Annotated in this window: 16 protein-coding genes and 1 riboswitch; of the genes, 9 read left to right on the top strand and 7 right to left on the bottom strand. The window is 26.6% G+C overall.

What is annotated here, in order from left to right; all coding sequences use genetic code 4:
- Nucleotides 1–55: 55 nt before the first annotated feature.
- Nucleotides 56–3,373, bottom strand: coding sequence for a hypothetical protein (locus JXZ90_RS00800; RefSeq protein WP_205848507.1), 3,318 nt, complete (start codon nt 3,371–3,373; stop codon nt 56–58).
- 219 nt (nt 3,374–3,592) lie between these two features.
- Here JXZ90_RS00800 and JXZ90_RS00795 point away from each other — a divergent pair, with 219 nt between their 5' ends.
- Genes JXZ90_RS00795 through ffh form a run of 3 tightly spaced genes read left to right on the top strand, consistent with a single transcriptional unit; the run spans nt 3,593 to nt 6,019 of the window.
- On the top strand, nt 3,593–3,832 hold the full coding sequence (locus tag JXZ90_RS00795; protein ID WP_205848506.1) for a YdbC family protein: 240 nt from the start codon (nt 3,593–3,595) through the stop codon (nt 3,830–3,832).
- A gap of 10 nt (nt 3,833–3,842) precedes the next feature.
- Complete coding sequence (locus tag JXZ90_RS00790) at nt 3,843–4,640, top strand: GNAT family N-acetyltransferase (RefSeq protein WP_205848505.1); 798 nt, start codon at nt 3,843–3,845, stop codon at nt 4,638–4,640.
- 17 nt (nt 4,641–4,657) lie between these two features.
- Nucleotides 4,658–6,019 (top strand): signal recognition particle protein, encoded by a 1,362-nt coding sequence (ffh, locus tag JXZ90_RS00785; protein WP_205848504.1) that lies wholly within the window; start codon nt 4,658–4,660, stop codon nt 6,017–6,019.
- 172 nt (nt 6,020–6,191) lie between these two features.
- On the opposite strand, the gene JXZ90_RS00780 is transcribed toward ffh, so the two are convergent.
- On the bottom strand, nt 6,192–7,685 hold the full coding sequence (locus tag JXZ90_RS00780) for a TrkH family potassium uptake protein (protein ID WP_241003407.1): 1,494 nt from the start codon (nt 7,683–7,685) through the stop codon (nt 6,192–6,194).
- A gap of 104 nt (nt 7,686–7,789) precedes the next feature.
- Between JXZ90_RS00780 and JXZ90_RS00775 the strand changes: the two genes are divergently transcribed.
- The 5 genes from JXZ90_RS00775 (at nt 7,790) to JXZ90_RS00755 (ending at nt 12,374) form a co-directional block, all read left to right on the top strand.
- The gene (locus tag JXZ90_RS00775; RefSeq protein ID WP_205848503.1) at nt 7,790–8,458 is read left to right on the top strand and encodes a TrkA family potassium uptake protein; all 669 of its coding nucleotides are present in this window, start codon (nt 7,790–7,792) and stop codon (nt 8,456–8,458) included.
- 233 nt (nt 8,459–8,691) lie between these two features.
- Nucleotides 8,692–9,126, top strand: a complete 435-nt coding sequence (gene mraZ / locus JXZ90_RS00770) for a division/cell wall cluster transcriptional repressor MraZ (RefSeq protein WP_205848502.1) — start codon at nt 8,692–8,694, stop codon at nt 9,124–9,126.
- Nucleotides 9,119–10,021 carry a 16S rRNA (cytosine(1402)-N(4))-methyltransferase RsmH gene (gene rsmH, locus JXZ90_RS00765; protein WP_205848501.1) on the top strand — a complete coding sequence of 301 codons (903 nt, stop codon included), beginning with the start codon at nt 9,119–9,121 and terminating at the stop codon, nt 10,019–10,021. Before mraZ ends, rsmH begins: the two co-directional genes overlap by 8 nt.
- A 19-nt stretch (nt 10,022–10,040) precedes the next feature.
- The gene (locus JXZ90_RS00760; protein ID WP_205848500.1) at nt 10,041–11,225 is read left to right on the top strand and encodes an MAG3720 family protein; all 1,185 of its coding nucleotides are present in this window, start codon (nt 10,041–10,043) and stop codon (nt 11,223–11,225) included.
- Between the two features lie 39 nt (nt 11,226–11,264).
- On the top strand, nt 11,265–12,374 hold the full coding sequence (locus JXZ90_RS00755) for a cell division protein FtsZ (RefSeq protein ID WP_205848499.1): 1,110 nt from the start codon (nt 11,265–11,267) through the stop codon (nt 12,372–12,374).
- Nucleotides 12,375–12,435: 61 nt separating this feature from the next.
- Here the strand turns inward: JXZ90_RS00755 and JXZ90_RS00750 are convergent, their stop codons facing one another.
- Together JXZ90_RS00750 and JXZ90_RS00745 are read right to left on the bottom strand one after the other, a co-directional pair.
- Nucleotides 12,436–14,346: a M13-type metalloendopeptidase gene (locus JXZ90_RS00750; RefSeq protein WP_241003406.1), complete on the bottom strand. Its 1,911-nt coding sequence runs from the start codon at nt 14,344–14,346 to the stop codon at nt 12,436–12,438.
- 33 nt (nt 14,347–14,379) lie between these two features.
- A complete protein-coding gene (locus JXZ90_RS00745; RefSeq protein ID WP_205848498.1) occupies nt 14,380–15,063 on the bottom strand; it encodes a 16S rRNA (uracil(1498)-N(3))-methyltransferase in 684 nt (227 codons plus the stop codon).
- A 142-nt stretch (nt 15,064–15,205) separates the two neighbouring features.
- Here JXZ90_RS00745 and JXZ90_RS00740 point away from each other — a divergent pair, with 142 nt between their 5' ends.
- Nucleotides 15,206–16,507 (top strand): transglutaminase domain-containing protein, encoded by a 1,302-nt coding sequence (locus tag JXZ90_RS00740; RefSeq protein ID WP_205848497.1) that lies wholly within the window; start codon nt 15,206–15,208, stop codon nt 16,505–16,507.
- A 62-nt stretch (nt 16,508–16,569) separates the two neighbouring features.
- Here the strand turns inward: JXZ90_RS00740 and JXZ90_RS00735 are convergent, their stop codons facing one another.
- The 3 genes from JXZ90_RS00735 to JXZ90_RS00725 all read right to left on the bottom strand — a co-directional run bounded on the left by JXZ90_RS00735 (nt 16,570) and on the right by JXZ90_RS00725 (nt 19,892).
- Entirely contained in the window at nt 16,570–17,622 is a 1,053-nt protein-coding gene (locus tag JXZ90_RS00735; protein ID WP_371808121.1) for a zinc-dependent alcohol dehydrogenase, read from the bottom strand.
- A 169-nt stretch (nt 17,623–17,791) separates the two neighbouring features.
- The gene (guaA, locus tag JXZ90_RS00730) at nt 17,792–19,318 is read right to left on the bottom strand and encodes a glutamine-hydrolyzing GMP synthase (RefSeq protein ID WP_205848496.1); all 1,527 of its coding nucleotides are present in this window, start codon (nt 19,316–19,318) and stop codon (nt 17,792–17,794) included.
- Between the two features lies 1 nt (nt 19,319).
- Nucleotides 19,320–19,892: a xanthine phosphoribosyltransferase gene (locus JXZ90_RS00725; RefSeq protein ID WP_205848495.1), complete on the bottom strand. Its 573-nt coding sequence runs from the start codon at nt 19,890–19,892 to the stop codon at nt 19,320–19,322.
- A 79-nt stretch (nt 19,893–19,971) separates the two neighbouring features.
- Nucleotides 19,972–20,072, bottom strand: a riboswitch (purine riboswitch).
- Nucleotides 20,073–20,112 lie beyond the last annotated feature (40 nt).

The following is a 20,112-nucleotide window of genomic DNA, read 5'->3' as shown; positions in this document are numbered from 1 at the left end:
ATTTGAGTTGCGCTTGATATTGGTTTATAGAAGAAACTTATGTAAAGTTTCTTTTTTATTTAATTTGAATATATAAATTATTTTTATCATCTATTAAGACATATTGGTGGCCTTCATTTTCAATAAATGTAGTGAATTTACCACCATTTTCAACTGTTACAAATTTATTTAAATCAATTTCATAATAATATTTATCTGACGAATTAATACCATTAGCAATGTTTATTTTTTGGGCAGCATCAGCATCAGCGTGAGAGTCTTTGTAGAATAAACAATTCTTAATATCATTTGATTTTCATGAGTCTATTAATAATTTTTCAATGTCACTATTATTTTTACTAAATTTTTGTCCTTTATTGTCTAAACACTCTTCATGTAAGAATGCAGCAATTGCTGAATTTACGTAAATTTTCTTTGAAAAGTTATTTACAAAGTTAGGATTTGTTGAATTTCCTGTATTTCTATACACATCAAATGTTGCCTTAAATGAAGGTTTAAATTGATACTTGTATTTGCTAGATCCTCTTATAGCTGAATTAATGAATTTTTCGATATTTTTGTCTGAAATTCTTATATCTAATGATGTTTTAGAATCCTTAAACATTATTCCTTTTTCAAAATCTTGTAGGTGTGAGTTATATTTATCTAAAAACACTATAGAAGATAGTTTTTTGATTACATCTTCTTTTACTAAACTAATTAGTAAATTGCTTGTCTCATCATAAAATAGAGTTTTTAATGGATATTCACTAGACATTCAATTTTCAAATACTTTTGTATTAAATGTTTTAATAAGTTGTTTTATTTCATTTTCAAGTTTGTCTAAAACTAAATTTAAGTTTAAATATTTATCAAAGATATTATATTGAACATTATTTAATGTTAATAGTGCGGATTTAGATGGAATAATTTTATAGGCAAATAAATTACTGTCAACTGCACTTATCTTATTATTTATTGATATTTGAAGTTCATTAATATTTATTGTTTTTTTACTAAAATCTTTTGTAGTTAAGATTTTGAAAAAATCTTTATCAGTAATGTTCTTTAGATTTAGTCCATAAAATTTAGCAAATTCAGTTGTTTTAATCTTATCTTTAATTTGTTTGAATGGATTATTTAAATAACCATTGTTCATTCATTCTCTAATTATTTCAAAATCATCATCAGCAAATTGTGCACCATTTGTTTTTTTAGGCAAGTAGAATGTTCAATAATCAGTTTCATTTGGCCCATAATAGAATTTAATAGGCGATAAAATATTTTTGTCAATGAAGATTTCATTATTTTGGACTTGCGATTTGAAATCATTTCCAGTATTAATATTAATAATGCTTTTGCCAGATCCGCTTCTTAAAACATAGAATTCTCTATTTTCTAAACTATTTGTCTTGCCTATCTTAGCTAATACATTATTTAATATTTCATGCCCATTTAGTTGTTCGTCGTCCGTTAAATCCGTTTTAATTTCATAAATATTTTGGCCTAAATCATCATTAAATAATATTTTTTCAAATAATTTAAAATTTCAATGAATGCTACTTGAATTATCATCAGTAGTAAATAAAGGTAGGTCAATTAATTCGACTTCTTTTTTGTATTCGGTATTTTCTCCGAAGAATTTTTTATCAAATTCAAGAATTTCTTTAATTTTTTTAATGTAGTTAGTTTTTTCTGTTGACGTTGGATTGCTAATAGAATTAAAATCTTTAATTAATTTAATTATTGTGTGAACTTTGTTATTTTCTGTTCCATCATCTTCAATTGTGAAAACTATATTTTTATTTTTTATTCCTTCTACATTATCAATATTATTTTTATCAATAGAAAACATAATTGTAAGTGGTGTTTGAATTTTTTTATAAACTACTGTTGAATTATTTTTAAATGCATCTTGAATGTTTTCAACAAACTTATTAAATACTTCAGATTTATTTCAACGAGAAAAATTAAAAATTTTGGAATCATTATTAATTAGTTTTAATGATTTAGAAATATATTCTCAATAATTTGCATATTTAGTACCATTAACAGTTGGTTGAATATTGGTTTCACTACTTAGAATTGCATTTTTAATTGCATCTTTCTGTGTTGGTGCACTATTTAACGATATTAATAGTGGTTTCAATTTATCAGGATTATCGAATTGAACTTGCTTATATTCTGTATCAGCAATACATGTGAATGAAATGTTGTATAAGAACTTGTTATTGCTGATGTCGTTTCCTATTAAACCTAGATCACCAAAATTGATTTCATTAAGTGTGTTGCTATTTAAAGTGTTTCAACTTGAATTATCATTTATTCCAAATAATGAATATTGAATATGTTGTTTATTGGCTTTATTTTTTGTAAAGTAGTTGACTTCTCATTTATAGAATTTATTTAAATATTCTGAACTAATGGATTTATTTCAGTTCTCAAATTTATATATTTCTTCTTTTTCTTTTAGAAAAGTATTGTTTTTTGCAATTATTTCATCAACAAAAACATCTTTACTATTATTTGTTATAGGTAAACTATTTTTGTCTTTTTTGACATTGAATTCAACTTTTATTGATCTTTTAAAGTTTAGTTTTAAGTTAACGGACGCTTTTTCATTGCTAGAAGAAGCATGTTTAAATGGAACTGTTGTTTCATTTGTATTATTAAATAATCTATAACTATACTTTCCATCTATGTCTATTTTGTTTAATTTATCTAATTCTAATTTTTTAATTAGTTTATTTTTATTAATATTTGAAAAATGATTTGGATCAGTGCCTGGTGTTAAACCTAGATCATTAAGATTTTCTTTTAATATTGGCTTGGTATCAAAAATAATTTTGTTTCCATGTCAGGTAAATCTCAAATCATTAATAATTGATTCCTTGATTATTTTAGAAGTTGAAATAACTCTATTTATTTCTTTGCTTATAATATCTTTTTCATGTGCTTCTTCTAATTGATTTAAATTATTAAAAAATCTATCAAAATTTAATTCAATATTTACAGCAAATGATTTAACAGGGACAAATCTTAAGATTATAGTCATATCATTTTCAATCGGTTTATTAGAAACTAAAGGATTTGGATTATTATAATCATCTATTGCAACAGATTGCTCAAAACTAAGTTCATATTCAGTTTTTTCTTTTTGATTAATTCTTTTTTGCTCATTTTTTATAGCTTGATTATTTAAAATTTGTGAAATATCTAATTTTTCACCTTTCCTTAAACTGATTGAAGCTATTTCTTGTTGTTTACTATTTACAAATTTAACTAAAACACTATTATTTTCTTTGTATTGAAAAAATTGTGTTGAAGCAACAACAGTTGCCGTTGTAAAACCTAAAGTTAAACCTGATACTAAAAATATTTTTTTAATTTTCATAATCGACCTCATTATATGTCATCTATATTTTAATTTCTAAATATACCCTTTATATTAAATATTAGATAAATTATAATAATTTTTTCAATAATCATACCTATAATTACATTTTATATGTATTTTTATGTATTTATACTTACATATATTAATAATAATATATAATCTTAATAATATTATTTAGTATTAATTATATTGTACATTTATAGAATAGGAGATATTATGGCTTACAAAAAACCAACAATTACTAATAAAATAGAACGTGAATTAGGAAAAATTTCTGATACAGCAAGTGGTTATATTAAGGAATTTAATTATGTATCATGAAATAATGGTGAACCTAAATATGATATTCGCGATTGAAGCGAAGATCACGCAAGAAGTTCAAAAGGTATTACTTTAACATTAGAAGAATTAAAAATTCTTAAAGCTTTAATTGATAAAGAATTAGAAGATAAATAATAAGGTTTTAATGAAATTAATTTTAGCAAACGATAAGATGAAGGCTAGTATATTGAAATTCATATATAAGGAGCCTTTATTTAATCTTTTTTTAATAGGGGATATTGAAACATATGGTTTAAATACTGATTTTATGTCCACTTATGTAAATGAAGGTGATGAAATAAAAGTTGTAGTTCTTAAATATAACACTACATTACTTTTTTATGACCCTAATGAACTAATAACTGAAGCCGATTTAAGAGAAATAATTAAATTGCACAAAATTAAAAATATTCATATCTCAGAAATTAATTTTTTAAGGTTTAAAGTTATTTTTGATGAAGATAAGAAAAAATATTCAATTCATGAACAATTTATCTCAAAATTAGATAAAAAATATGATGGTGATATTTCATTAGTTTCTAAAAGCACAATTTCTGATTGCGAAGCTATTGTGAAATCTAGATTATTAATTGACGAGTTCGAGGGATTTAGAGGTTCATATAAAGATGAATTAGCTAGTTATAAGAGACAATTACAAAACCCTAATTTAGTATCTTTTATCGTTAAGAAAGATGAATTAGTTGTAGCTCATTCAGCAATTTCCATCACAACCAATGAAGCTGCAATGATAGGTGGAGTTTTTACTCTTAATGAGTATAGAAAAAATGGTTATGCGACACAAACAACAGCTGCGTTAGCGAATTGAATATTAGATAAAAATCTAATGCCTATTTTATTTTTCCATAATCAAAAAGCTGGATCTATTTACCATAAAATAGGTTTTAAAGATTTTGGAAAAGTATATACAATTGTTGTTAATTAAGAATATGGGGGATTATTATGTTAAATTTTTTAGAACATAGATTTCAAAAATCAATAGAAAAAATGAAAAAGAAAACTGAAGTCCATGAAGAAGATATTTTAGAAGTCACAAGAGATATTAAAATGGCATTACTCGAGGCCGATGTTAACTTAAAAGTTGTTAAGGAATTTGTTGCAAATGTTAAGCAAAAAGCACTTGAGAGCCATTTAGTAGGTTCATTAAACGCAAGTCAACAAATGATAAAAATTGTTCATGAAGAGTTAGTGGATATCTTAGGCTGTGAGGTTAAGGAAATAAATATAAATAAAAAACCTTACATAATTATGATGTCAGGTTTACAAGGTTCTGGTAAAACTACTGCCGCTGCTAAGCTTGCATTTTATTTAAGGAAAAAGAAATTTGTAGAGAAACCTTTACTAGTTGCAGGAGATATTTATCGTCCAGCTGCAGTTCAACAGTTGGTTACACTAGCCAAAAGTATTCAAGTTGATTTTTTTGAAAAAGGAACCAACGTTAGCGCTCAACAAATTGTTGAAGAGGCCTTAAAAGAAGCGCATAATAATAAAAATGATCTAATAATTATTGATACTGCAGGTCGTTTAGCAATTGATGAAAAGTTGATGGATGAATTATTCGATCTTAAAAAAATAGCTAATCCTCAAGAAATATTTTTTGTTGCTGATGCACTTAGTGGTCAAGACATTATTAATGTAGCAAAAGCATTTAATGATAAATTAAGTTTAACAGGAAGCATAATTACTAAGTTGGACTCAGATGCTCGTGGTGGTGCAGCATTAAGTATTTCTAAGGTTTTATCATTGCCGATTAGATTTATAGGTACTGGTGAAAAGGTATCTAATTTGGATCTTTTCTATCCAGATAGAATGGCTGATAGAATTTTAGGAATGGGCGATGTTATGAGCCTGATTGAAAAAGCTGAAGAAGTAATCGATCCTAAAAAAGCGAATAATATGGTTGCTAAAATAATGAAAGGCGATTTCACTTTAGATGATTTAATGGATAATTTAGCACAAATTAAAAAAATGGGCAAAATGTCTAAATTACTTAAAATGATTCCTGGTTTATCAAAAAAAATAAGTGAAGATAAAATAATTGAAGCAGAAGAAAAAATGAGAACTTATGAAATATTAATTTCTTCTATGACTAAACGTGAAAGAAATAATCCCAAACTTTTAAAACAAGCATCTAGAAAAAATAGAATAATTCAAGGTAGTGGTCGAAATGCTTTTGAATACAATAGATTGCTAAATGACTTTGATTCAATGTCTAAAAACATGAATGAAATGTCTAAGAAACTAAAGAGTGGTAATTTGGGAGATTTAACTAAATTTGGTTTTGGTGGCGGAAGTGGTTTCTAAGCCACTTTTTATTTTCATTTTTATTTAAATTAGTAACATTAATGTTTTATTATGTTTTTTATTACACCAAATTAAAAAAACTTTCAATACCTGATTGAAAGTTAGTGTGTTTTATAAAAAAAATATTTTTGGTTTTGTGTTTTATTCTTAATAATTATTTGAAATACAAATTCTATCCAATTGCTATATCCTCAGCTATATAGTCGTATGTGTATGAATAATTACGTTTATTACCTCAAAAAAGAATAGTACTGCTAATTCCAAATTGACCTATAAACATTAATATTGCAAAAGCAATTTTGCTTGCAACATTTAATCCTTTAGTAACGCCAGTGGATAATCCTGTTGTTCCGAAGGCAGATGAAGCTTCAAACATGATTTCTAGAAAACCTAATTTTGTGTCATCAACATCTCCTGCATATGATTGGAGACTAGAAATAGATATAAATGCAATTATTGAAATTATGATAATACTTATAATAAATACTAAAGCACTCATCTTAACGATTTCATCATCTACTTTTCTTTTGAAAGCTCTAACACTTGGATGTCCAATCATTTTTGAAAAAATTGAGATGATTAAAATTCCGAAAGTAGTAGTTCTTATTCCACCACCCGTTGAGGCAGGAGCAGCACCTATAAACATCAAGGCAGTTAATATAAATATTGAGCCACCAGACAAGTTATTCATTGGTATTGTTGCAAAGCCAGCACTTCTTGAGCTAAATGTTGTAAATATCAAAGCTCAAATTTTATAAGCTCCATTTCCTCCATATTTTGTTTGATGTCAAAAACTATCAATATTATTTTTTCCTAACTCAAATCCTAAAATCAAAGTAAAACCAATCACCGTAACAATTAAATATGTTGAAACGCTTATTTTAGTAAATAATTTTCAACGATAAGGTCTGCGCCCATTTTTTACTTTGAAACGAATTCAGTTTAGAAAGTCATGAATTGCTGGATAACCAACACCACCGATTATAAAGAGGATTAAGAACATAACTTGCAAACCTATATTGTGGTAATAAGGCATTAATGAATTTTCACCTATTATGTCAAAGCCCGCATTATTTAAAGCGCTTATGCAGTGAAAAATACCATACCTAAAACTTGTTCCCCAATCTCCTTTAGGTGAAATATATTTACCGGTAATTGATGAATCTGAACTAATTTCTTTAGGATCAACATTATAGAAATAAATACTTAAAGCAATTGAAAATAATATGAATATTATTAATAAAAGCCCTATTGAGTCTCTAATAATTTTTTTAGTTGAATTATCATCTCTCCCGGCTCTTTCATGGCCCACAAGTTGCAAATCACTCATGCTGGTTTTTCTTTTCATGAAAATAACATTAATAATAAAGATCTTTAGAGCAAAAATTCCTAGGCCACCTATAAATATAAGTATAGCAATTACCGCTTGACCAAACCAATTCCATGTATTATATGTATCTAATGTGACTAAACCAGTATCACTAAAAGAACTTGCAGTTATGAAGAAAGCATCAGAATACTTGACATAGTTGTTACCAGTTTGAGTCATTGGTGTTCACAATAATAATGATGCTAAGAGAACAATAATGAAGTAAATTAAAAATATGTATTTTACCTTTGAAATACCTTTAATTCAATTTTTAAATTTGTTGAATGATAATTTCAAAACTTTAGCCCTTTCAAAATTTGAAATAAATTTTAGTAGTGAGTATTTATTTTATAATATTATATCTATTTTATTAATACTAATAATATATAATAATGACAATTATGAAAAGAAAGATTGAAGATATTTGTGTAATTGGAGCTGGAAGATTTGGCTCAGCAGTTATTGAACAACTTGCAAAAGAAGGTTCAAACATTTTAATTATTGATAAAAATGAGGAGTTATTAAAAAACTTTGGTGACGTTGCCAAAAAAATCGCTGTAGCTGATGCAGCTGAAATTAAAACACTAAAAGCTTTAAATGTAGAAGCTATGGATTCTGTTGTTGTTTCTGTTCCAGACAATATAGAAATTATTGCCGCTTTATTAGAATTAAATATTAAAAATATTATTGCTCGCGCTACAAGTGAGAGACATGCGAGAGTTTTAAAAAAAATAGGTGTTAACGTAATTATAAGACCTGAATTTGAAGCTGGAGTACGAACTGCCATACTCGCAACTAATTCGAACTTCATTAAATACTCAAAAAATTTACAAGAAATTGGTGATAATTTTGTTATGGGAACTAGTAAAATATCAAATCCAAATTTGGTAGATAAACCTATTAAGGATCTAGATTTTGTTAATTGAGGAATAACATTAGTATTGGTTAAACGTGGAATTGAAATGATTTTACCTAATGGTTTAACTATTTTGAGAAAAGATGATTTAGTTACAATAATAGGAAAAGTATCTAATGTAACTAATGCAATGGGTAAATTTAATGAGGAATAAAGGAATTTTTCCCCACTAAAAATATTAATTTCCCCCTTTCCATAGTGGAAATGTTGTTAAGTAATAAAAATTGCCTTTTTTATTTAAAAAATAACCAAAAAACAACTTTTTATTTTTTATTAGATTTTAGACCTGCAAAAACAGGTCATTTTTTTTATTTTTTAAAAAATATATTAGTTTATATATATAAAAAAATGTATGATTGTGGGGAATAGTGGGAGAAAGTGGGGCTTATGTTCGGAGAATATGTTAGAAACCTTGATAGTAAGAACAGAATAGCGATGCCTTCTAAATTGCGGGACGATTTAGGAGCTGAACTAGTTTTAACTATTGGTATGGACAATAACTTAGAATTAAGAAGTAAAACTGAATTCGAAAAATTAGTTTTAATTTTTAATGCTCGAGGACCATTTGACAAACAAAGTCGTTTACTTAAAAGAAAATGATTAGGATCAAGTTGTGAAATTGAATTGGATAGTCAAGGACGTTTCATAATGCCTAAAAACTTTCTTGATGCATCTACTATTCAAAAGGAAGTAGTTTTTGTAGGTGTCGGAGATTTAGTAGAAATATGAAGCAAAGATAAATATGAAGATTACAAAAATAACTTGAGTGACGAAGAAGTAGATCAAGCTATTGAGTATCTACAAAAGGGATCAAATGAGTAATTATCATTATTCTATTATGCTCAATGAATGTCTTAAAGCACTTAACATTAATGAAAACGGAACATACGTTGATTTAACATTAGGAATGGCTGGTCATTCATCGGAGATACTTAAATTAATTCCAAAGGGGTTTCTTATTGGATTTGATAAAGATGAATTTGCGATAGAAGAAAGTCGCAAGCGTCTAAGTCAAATTGGTAATAACTTTAAGCTAATTAAAAGTGATTTTAAAAATATAGAACTTGAATTAGATAAATTAAAAGTTAATGCTGTCGATGGAATTATTGCTGATTTAGGAATTTCAAGTCCACAAGTTGATAATACAGATAGAGGTTTTAGTTATGCTAAAGATGCTCGTCTGGACATGCGGATGGATCAAAATCAAAAACTAGATGCACACTACATCGTTAATAACTATAGTGAAGAACAATTGACTAAAATCTTCATTAATAACGCCGATGTAAAACTCGCTAATAGAGTTGCGAAAGCCATTATTGAAAACCGGCCAATTAACACAACTATAGAATTAGCTAATGTAGTTCGCGAGGCATATCCTGCTAAATTAGTGAAATTAAAAAATCCTAATAAAGCAATATTTCAAGCGATTCGCATTGAAGTTAATAATGAATTTGAATCAATAAGCATGATGCTAGAATCAGCTATTCAAAAATTAAAAAAGAACGGTTCATTAGCAGTAATTACATTTCATTCATTAGAAGATAGAATTGTAAAAAATTATTTTGGTTCGCTAACCAAAAATAAGACAACAAGTAAACTTCCAATAAATGAAATTAAAAAATATTCAGTTAAAGTAATCAATCCAACAAACGAAGAAATAAATGAAAATAATCGTTCAAGGAGCGCTAAATTAAGAGTTTTAACTAGATTAATTTAAAAAAAGATTGGAGGCAAATATGAAAAAACTATTTACAAATTTTGTTGTTAAAAAAGATTTCATAGAAGTTGTAATTCTACATGATAATAAAATTCAATTTGTTCCTGTGTATCAATTACACATGCCTTTTAAATCACATAATATGGCAGATTTAGTCGAATATTTAGAATTAGTTAAGAAAACAATTAAGTCTAAATTTAATAAACATAATACAGAAATGAAATATTCTTTATTACTAGATGATAACCTTTACAAGGGTATTAAATTAGTAAATGTAGAAAAGAATTTTGACTTAAAGAGCAATATAGTTGATCAAAAAGTCATTAAGCAAATTAATTCGTTTAAAAATAATGAATTAAGTACAAGTAATTCTAATTATGTAATCAATTCAAATACTTATCTATACAAATTAGTTCAAAATGATGAAATTAAGAATTATTTAAAATTACCTGAAAATAACTTAGGTAATGAATTAAAAATATATTCTTCTGCATTTGTTGTGAACAATGAAAATCTACTATCTAAAATTGTTGAAACTTTTAAAAGTTATTTCCCAATCGAATGTGTTTTACTCGAATCGCAATGTTTAACATATAACAGTCAAACAGATGATAAATATCAAATAATTGTTAATTTTGATTGAAGAAATATCATTATTTCTGGTTATTTAAATAAAAAGCATTTTTATTACAACAAAATAGAATGCAACACTAGAGAAATGATTAAATACTTAAAAAATTCATTAAATATACCTGCTAGCCAAATAGGTTTATATATGGATGCTGTACTAAGTAATTATGATTTTTATTCAAAAACTAGAATGGAATTAGATAACAATGAGCAAAAAGTTTATAACTTTTTAAGCGAAATAATGAAACAAATAGTTACTGAAGTAAATTCAGTGATAAATCAAAATTTAAATTACAATAACGTTAAGGTTTTACTAAAAGGCAGAAATTCTGAATTTCTGCAAAAATGCTTTAATGAGGAATATCCTAATATTTCAACAGATATTTATGATAATAAAGAAGCTAAACTTTCAAATGTTAGATCTTCTGTTTTAGGCGCGACTTATTTATTAAGCCAATCTAAATTAAGAGAAAAAGATCTAACTAAAACACTTAAAGACTTACCAGAATGAAAACCAAAAAATGCAATATCTAGATTTTTCTCAAAAATATTTGCATTTAACAAATCAATTTAATATTTAAATCTAAAATATTTATTTAATAAGGAGAAGTACATGCAATACGAATCTAATAGAATAAAAATTAAAATAATTGGTGTTGGCGGCGCCGGAACAAACATGATTAATTTACTTTCTAATGAAGAAATTAATGATGTTGAACTATTTGTTGCTAATACTGATTATCAAGATTTAAATAAATGCTCGTGCCCAAATAAAATATTTTTGGGCGGCGCCACAAAAGGTTTTGGAGCTGGTGGAGATCCGAAAGTTGGAAGAGAATGCGCTTTAGATAGTATCGAAGACATTAAAGAAGCTTTAAAAAATACTGATGTGCTTATTGTTGCAGCAGGTTTAGGAGGTGGTACCGGTACAGGTGCTGCTCCAGTTATTTGTGAAGAAGCAAAAAAAATGGGTATATTAGTAATTTCGTATGTTACTATTCCATTTGAAACAATTGAAGGAAAAGCGAGAACAAATATCGCTTTAGACGGATTGATGAGTATTGAAAAATATTCTAATTCATATATGGTTTTATCAAATGAAACATTAGTTCAAAAATATTCAAAGTTTCCTTTCTATGAAGCTTTAAGAATATCAAATATAACTTTAAAAAATACAATTAAAGTTATTAGAGATATTGTTTTTGAAACAGAATATATCAATTTAGACTTCAATGACCTAAAACAAGTTTTAAATAATGGAAACAAAATAGGCGTAGTGTCTGGTGTTGGCAACGGTCAAAATAGAGCTGAACAAGCAGTTGTTAATGCTTTTAATAATAATTTATTTTTATATGATATAAAAAATACAAATAATATTATTATTAATTTACGTTGCGATAAAACAACAACCTATGAAGAAATAGCTATAGCCAAAAATAAAATTGATGAAATTATCAATATTCAAGATGATTCTAAATTATTCTTCGGAATTCAATACTTAGATTCTTCTCACAGAGATAAATTATTTGAAATTAATGTAGTTGCAGCTAATCTAAATTCATTAGATGAAAATTCTAAAATTACAGTTCTTGAAAATAGAATATTAAGTAATTTAGAAGCTGAAAAAACAAATTCAATAAATTTTATTCGTAAATCGAATAATAAAGATATTGAATCGAATGATGAAGTACCTGATCTTTATTTACCTAGAAATAATGAATAATGTGATTCAAAAAGAAATAAAAAACCTTTGCTTGTATTAGCGAAGGTTTTTATTTACGAAATTATCAAATTTTAACTCTTTTTTCTGGTTCTAAATACATAGGGTCACCTTCTTTAATGTCAAAGGTTTCATAGAATTCATCTAAGTTTTTTACTTGTTGATTAGCTCTTAATTTACGAGGTGCATGAACATCTGATGCTAGAAGCATTTGTGCATATTTTTCTTTATCTAAACCTCTTCAAATAATTGCTCAATTTGTAAAGAACTCCTTAGCGTCAAAGTTATCTTCACTTTTAGCAGCAGCTAGAGCACATGAGATGCCCCCGCCATCTGCTATATTTTCACTTAAAGTTAATTGTCCATTACATTTTCCGAACTCGGTTTCTTGACCATCAAAAAGTTCAATCATTGCTTTACCTTTATCTTCAAATTTTTTGAAATCTTCTTCAGTTCATCACATGTTTAGATTTCCATTTTCATCAAAATTAGCTCCATTATTATCAAATGCATGTGATATTTCATGTGCAATTACAGCCCCTATACCACCGTAGTTTGCACTAGAATGTTGTTTGATTGAGTAGAAAGGTTTATTTAGTATTCCGGCTGGGAACACAATATGATTCATAGAAGGATTAAAATAAGCATTAACTGTTGCCGGGCTCATTGACCATAGTTCTTTATTTATTGGTCTACCTATTTTATTTAAACTTTCTCTTGAAATTATTTTATTAAATCTAAGAATGTTTTGGACAAGATCACCATCTTGGTCATAATTTTTAACTTTTAAATCTTTATAATAAGGTTTTATTTCATTTGGATAACCTATATGTACCCCAAGTTTTTTTAATTTAATAATTGCCTTTTCTTTTGTTGCTTCTGAAAGTCATTCATTTTTAGATAGTCTTTCTTCATAAATTTCTATCATTTTATTTACTTTGTTAATAACATCTTTTTTAGCTTCTTCGCCAAAGTATCTATGACCAAATTCTAATCCAACAGGCATTGAGAATAAACCATATGCTAATTCAAAAGCAGCTTTATTTTTATTTTTTGGTTTTGCAGTTCCTGTTACTTTACGTCCAAATTCTCCAGATAAAACTCTATTTTTTTCATTGGTGAATTTTGAAAAACTAATAATTGAAAGTAATAATGATCAAGATTTAAAATCTTCAAAATTAGTATCATTTATTACTTTGTCTAAATTGTTAGCAAATTTAGGATAAATAATATTAACAATTTTTAAATCTTGCTTAATCAAATCTTTTATTATTTTCTTTAAATCAAATCTATTTGTTTTAGACGCAAACTCATCTATTGATAAAGGATTATGCATTTTTATATAATCAGCCATTTCTAAGCTTGACATTGAGTACTCTACTAAATTTTGATCAAAAGCTAATGCTCTATTAATTATCTCTTGTGATTTATTTTTGTCAAAGTATTGATTTAGTATTTTAGTTGACATACTTCTAAAACTTTCAAGTAATTCTTTCTTGAGTGGATTTTTATCATCATAATATGATTTTTCAGGAAGAATTAATGCAGGTCCTTCAAACTCTAAAATATATTCTTGCGAGTTCTTAAAGTTTTGCATTGCACCAAATTCAAATGGTAAATTAAATCCTGAAAGAGATAGTTCTGTGTAATTATCCATAACATCATCTATTGATTTTCATGATTCTATTTTATTAATAATTGGTTTAATTATTTTTGTACCTAATTCTTCTCTTTTTTGAAAATTAGTAACCATTAAATTAAATTCAACATAATTTATTAATGCTTGATCAACAAGTTTGTTTTCCTTATATTCTTGAATTAAATCTTTAGTTAATGACTTTAGTAATTTTTGATTCTTTTCATGTATTTCATTAAAAGCTCCTGTTGAACTTTTATCATTTGGTATTTTAGCTTTTGCTAACCATTTTTCATTTATATATGCATAAAAATCTTTTTTTAGTAGTTCTTTATCCATGATTTCTCCTTATATTTATTATTAATTTTTTAATTATATCTCATTAACTAGAGAAACTAATTTAATGCAAGCTGTTTCAGCTCGTAAAATTGTTTTTCCGAGAGAAACAATATTTGCTTTGTTCATTTTCGCAAAGTTAATTTCCTCGTTCGAAAAACCACCTTCAGGACCCACTATTAACAATGAATTTGTAGGTATTAATCGAGATCCTTTTGCATCTTCATTTTCATAAGCTAAGTAAATATTTAAATTATTTTCTTTTCCATATTTTATTATTTCTACAAATGAATGGACTCTCTCGATTGAAGCTAATTTATTTCTAAAACTTTGTTCTGAAGCGTTTTTAATAATTTCATAATAACGTTCATATTTTTTTAAATTGAAATTATTATCTAAGTTATTTTTTTCCGTATACCTTGATTTCATAGGTAAAAAAGTTTTAACACCTAATTCAGTACCTTTTTGCAAAATAAACTCAAATCTCTTTTGTTTAATTATAGGACAAGCCAAAACTAAGTTATTTTTGTATTCATTATTAATATCTAATTTATTTAAAATTAGTCCTTTTTTATTCTCTAATTTACATTCATAAAATATACCTTTAAAATTACACAAAAATATATCATTCTCCAACCGTGCAACTTTTATGTGATTTAATATTTCATTGTCTAAAATAAAATAATTATCTTTTTTTTCGCTAACAAAAAACTTGTGCATTATTAGTAATCTCCTTTCCATTTTAAGTTTTTTCAATACTTAACTATACAAATTATCTAAATTTTACAAATAAAAACCTATTTATTAAATAATTAAAGTTTATATATAATTAACAAATTAATTTTTAAATACAAGGAGAACTATGAAAATTAAAAAATTTCTAAAACATAAAATAACTTTAGTACTTGCGGCAACACCGATTATAGCTTTTTCGGCTAGTTGTGCTTCAAATCCTAAAAAAGATGATTCTAAGAAAATAAATGATAAAAAAGATGATCAAGAAAACACTAAAATAAATGATGTAAATAAAAGTGATTTAAAGCCAAAATTTGAATATGAAAAAATCAATGATGTTAATACACATGTAAAAGACGATAAAGTGTACGATTTATACTTAAAAGCTAATCGTGGTGCATTGAACTATTTAAATTTATTCGATAAACAATATTTTTTAGATTGAAGAGATCAATTAACAAAATATAGCGAGGAAGATAAAAAAATAATATCTAATTTCGTAAACACCCTAGACGGTATTAGCGAAGCTAAAACGATTAAGGACAAAATTAGGGTAATTTATTCATGAATTATTAAAAATGTTAAATATCCATCAAAAACTAATGATCCTCAATTTCTTGAACCTATAAAAGTTTTTAGAGAAAAATTTGCAATTTGTAATGGGTATTCTAATTTATACAAAGCAATGCTTAATGCAATAAATGTGCCTAGTGCGGTAATAATTGGTGGAACTACTTATGGTGCTCATGCTTGAAACGCGGTGCATGATGGAGAAAAATGATTTTTCTCAGATGCAACATGAGGTGTAAAATCACCACAATTTTTTGATAAATCTGTTGAAGATTTCTCAAAAGACCACTATTCAACTGAAATAATTAGTTCTAGTTTTACAGAAGAAAATTTTGTTTTTAATTATCATTATGGTTTATCTATTCAAAATATTATTAACCCAAACAAAAATATTATTATTCCAACAAATTATAAAGGTACTGCAATATCATCAATTGACTTTACAGAAATTTCACAAAATAAAGGGATTGAAGAGTTAAATATTCCCGAGAATATTTGAAAAATTATAGGTACTGATTCTGTTATTGATGGTAAAGGATTAGAATTCCAAATTAGAAATAGTAGTGGCGGACTAAATCTTAAAAATATTACAGTCGCTAAGAATAATGAGTATTATGAGACATTGAATGGTGTTTTATATACTAAGGGATTAACTAAATTAATATGTTATCCTTCAAATAAAAATGATGAAAAATTTGAACTTCCTGCAGCTACAAACTGGTTTGATGAGAAAGAAACTTTTACTAATAAATTTATTAAAGAGATATCTGTATCTAGAAAAAACAAAGTTTACTATTCAAAAAATAATACGATTTTCTTTATAAAAGATAATTCAATAGCTTTTAAACTAAACCGTTAGTATTAATTTTTACAAAAAAGTTAGAGTTTTTAATCTCTAACTTTTTTAATTATTTAACAAAATTATTTTTTTCTAAAATCAATAACGGCGCGACCTAAGAAATCACCAGATTGTAATTTATCAAAAATATTTGCAACTTCATCTAGTTTAACAATTTTTGTAACTTCAGATTTAACTTTTCCTTCCGCTGCATATTCAAGTGATTCTTGTAAATCTAGACGTGTTCCAACAATCGAACCAACAAGTTCTCTTTCAAAAAGAACTGTTCAGAAAATTGAAACACCAAATTCATCTTTACCATGTTTATCTTTTGATGGCAAGCCAACTAGTACTTGACGACCACCGCGGCGTAACATGGCCATACCTTGTTCAGCTGCTGGTGTTGCAACAGAAGTATTAATTACTGCATGAACACCACCATTTGTAACTTCAATAACTTTATCTATGTAATTTTTATCTTTTGTTGAATTAAATGCATGTTCAGCTCCAGATTTTTTAGCCAAATTACATTTTTCATCTGTAAGATCAATACCAATTGGTCTATAACCCATTGCTTTAGCATATTGAATTGCCAATTGACCTAAACCACCTACTCCAATGATTGCTACTCATTGATTTGGGCGTAAGTGAGCCCTTTTAATCGCTTTGTATGTTGTTACACCAGCGCAAACTACAGGCGCTCCTGTAATTAAATCTAGTTTTTCAGGAACTAGTCCTACAAAATCTTCATGACCAATTGCATATTCGGCAAATGATCCATCCTTTGTATATGCTGACATATTTTGTTTTGGACAAAGTGTTTCTTCACCCTGTAAACAAAATTCGCATGACCCACAAGCATCATGTAGTCATGCTAGACAAACACGATCTCCTATTTTAAGTCTTGTACACCCTTCGCCAAGTTCTGTAACAATACCAATTCCCTCATGACCTGGAATTAATGGATATTTAGGTTCAACTAATCAATCATAATTAGCTGCATGTAAATCTGTATGACAGATTCCAGAAGTTTCCATTTTAATTAATACTTCTTTATATTTTGGTTTAGGAATTTCAACTTCCTTAATACTTCATTTCCTAGGTGCGTCCACCACGAAAGCTTTCATTTTAGCCATATTTTCTCCTATGTTTTAGAATATAGGTAGATTATCTACCAACTAAATTTTACTTTTTTTATTAGCAAATAGGGAAAAAAGGCAAATTTTATTAAAAATATGGTATTTTTATGATTTGTTATAAAAATAAAATTTATTTTAAAAATTTTTAGTATTTTTCTTAAGTTAATTACTCTCATTCTATTGTTCCTGGAGGTTTTGATGTTATGTCATATACTATTCTATTTATTCCTTTTACCTCATTGACAATTCTTTGACTTGCCTTAGCTAATACATCATAAGGTATTCTTGATCAATCAGCAGTCATGCCATCTATAGAATCTACTGCCCGTAAAGCTAAAGTATATGAATAAGTTCTTTGATCACCCATAACGCCAACAGATTTATTATTTAATAAAATTGTAAAATATTGCCAAATACTTTTATCTAAACCGGCTTTTTTAATTTCTTGATTAAAAATGGCATCAGATTCTTGTACTAATTTTATTTTTTCTTCAGTTATTTCTCCTATTATTCTAATTGCAAGTCCAGGTCCTGGAAAAGGTTGGCGATTGATAATTTCATCTGGTAAACCTAGCTTAGAACCTAAAAGACGTACTTCATCTTTGAAAAGTATATTAAGAGGTTCTAGCAATTTAAATTTCATATTCTTTGGTAAACCCCCAACATTGTGATGTGATTTAATCACTTGTGCTGTTTTAGTTCCGCTTTCAATAACATCAGTATATAAAGTTCCTTGCGCTAAATAACTAATTTTAGTTAGTTTATTTTGTTCATTTTCGAATGTTTTAATAAATTCATTGCCAATTATTTTTCTTTTTTGTTCAGGATCTGTCACATTTTTTAGTTTTTCTAAAAAGTTTTTCTTTGCATTTACTGTGATTAAATTCATATTAAAGTTGTCTTTAAATACCTTTATTACATTTTTAGCTTCATTTTTTCTTAATAAACCGTGGTCAACAAAAACACAAAATAATTGCTTCCCGATAGCTTTTTGAATTAAAGCAGCAGCTACTGAAGAATCTACTCCGCCACTTAAACCTAATATAACTTTTTCATCTTTGACAGTTTTTTTAATAATTTCTATTTGTTTGTCAATAAATGTATCTACGTTTCATTCTTTTTTGGCTTGACAAATATTAAAAACAAAATTTTTAATCAATTCTATTCCATTAATTGTATTTGTAACTTCTGCGTGAAATTGAATACCATATAGTTTCTTCTCATTGTTTTCAATAATTACGTTTGGACAATCATTGGAAAAAGCGATATTTACAAAGCCTTTGGGTAATTTAATTACTTTATCCATGTGAGACATTCACACTATCTCTTTTTCACCAAAAGAAGTTGTTAGCAAACTTTTATTATTTATATTAATTTCAGTACGACCATATTCTCCAACGCCACTAGGTTCTACCTCCCCTCCTAATAATTTAGTCATTAGCTGCATGCCATAGCAAATTCCTAATACCGGTTTATTGCATTCAAATATTTTTTTATCAATCGATAAAGAATTTTCATCAAAAACTGAATTTGGCCCACCCGACAAAATAAATCCTTTTACCGTTTTATCATTAAAATATTTAGAAACATTTTCTAAATTAACTAATTCACTATAAACCCCTAAGTCTCTTATTCTGCGAACTATTAATTGATTATATTGACTTCCAAAATCTATTACTATTATTTTTTCCATATTAATCCTCAAACTCCACTTTATTATTTTTTAGACTTTTTATTCTTGCAAGAGAATGAACATTTATATTTAAATCTTCTAATTTTTGGCGGCCTAATTGAAATGTTTTTTCAACAATTATGCCAACACCTATATTTTTAGCTTTTGCTTGATTAATTAAATTTAAACATCCTAGTATTGCTTGGCCACTTGCTAAAAAGTCATCAATGATTAGAACATTGTCATTTTTTGTTAAATATTGTTTAGAGATAGTAGCTGCAAAAATTTTATTTTTAGTAAACGATTGTATTTTAGATGAGTAAACATCTTTGTCACTAATTAAAGATTGTTCTTTTCTAACAATTATTAATGGAATTTTAAATTTTAATGCTACAAGTATCGCCGGTGCAATTCCCGAAGATTCAACCGTCATTATTTTATTAGGACTATAGCTTTTAAATACTTCATAAAATTCGTTAGCTATATCATTCATTAAAATACTGTCGATTTGATTATTTATAAAACTATCTATCTTTAATATATTTTCATTTAATATAGTTCCTTCTTGAACTATTTTTTCTTTTAGTTTTTTCATAAAACCTTCTTTGACTAAAATAGTTGCATCAAATCCAATGCAATATTTTTATTATTAAATTGATAAAATTTAAGATTTAAAGACCTTAAATTATCACTTTGTCAGATTGTTTAGGGCAATCTGGTAGAGACTGTATTCCCATATTAAATACATTAAATAGCGGTAATATTAAGGTATTACCAACTTTATTATATGTACTTTTTTAATTGACAAGTAAATA

This window comes from Mycoplasma sp. Mirounga ES2805-ORL (assembly GCF_017084445.1).
Taxonomy (GTDB): Bacteria; Bacillota_I; Bacilli_A; order Mycoplasmatales; family Metamycoplasmataceae; genus Mycoplasmopsis.
The sequence above is the reverse complement of the archived record's forward strand: the minus strand, read 5'-3'. Positions and strand labels throughout refer to the sequence as shown.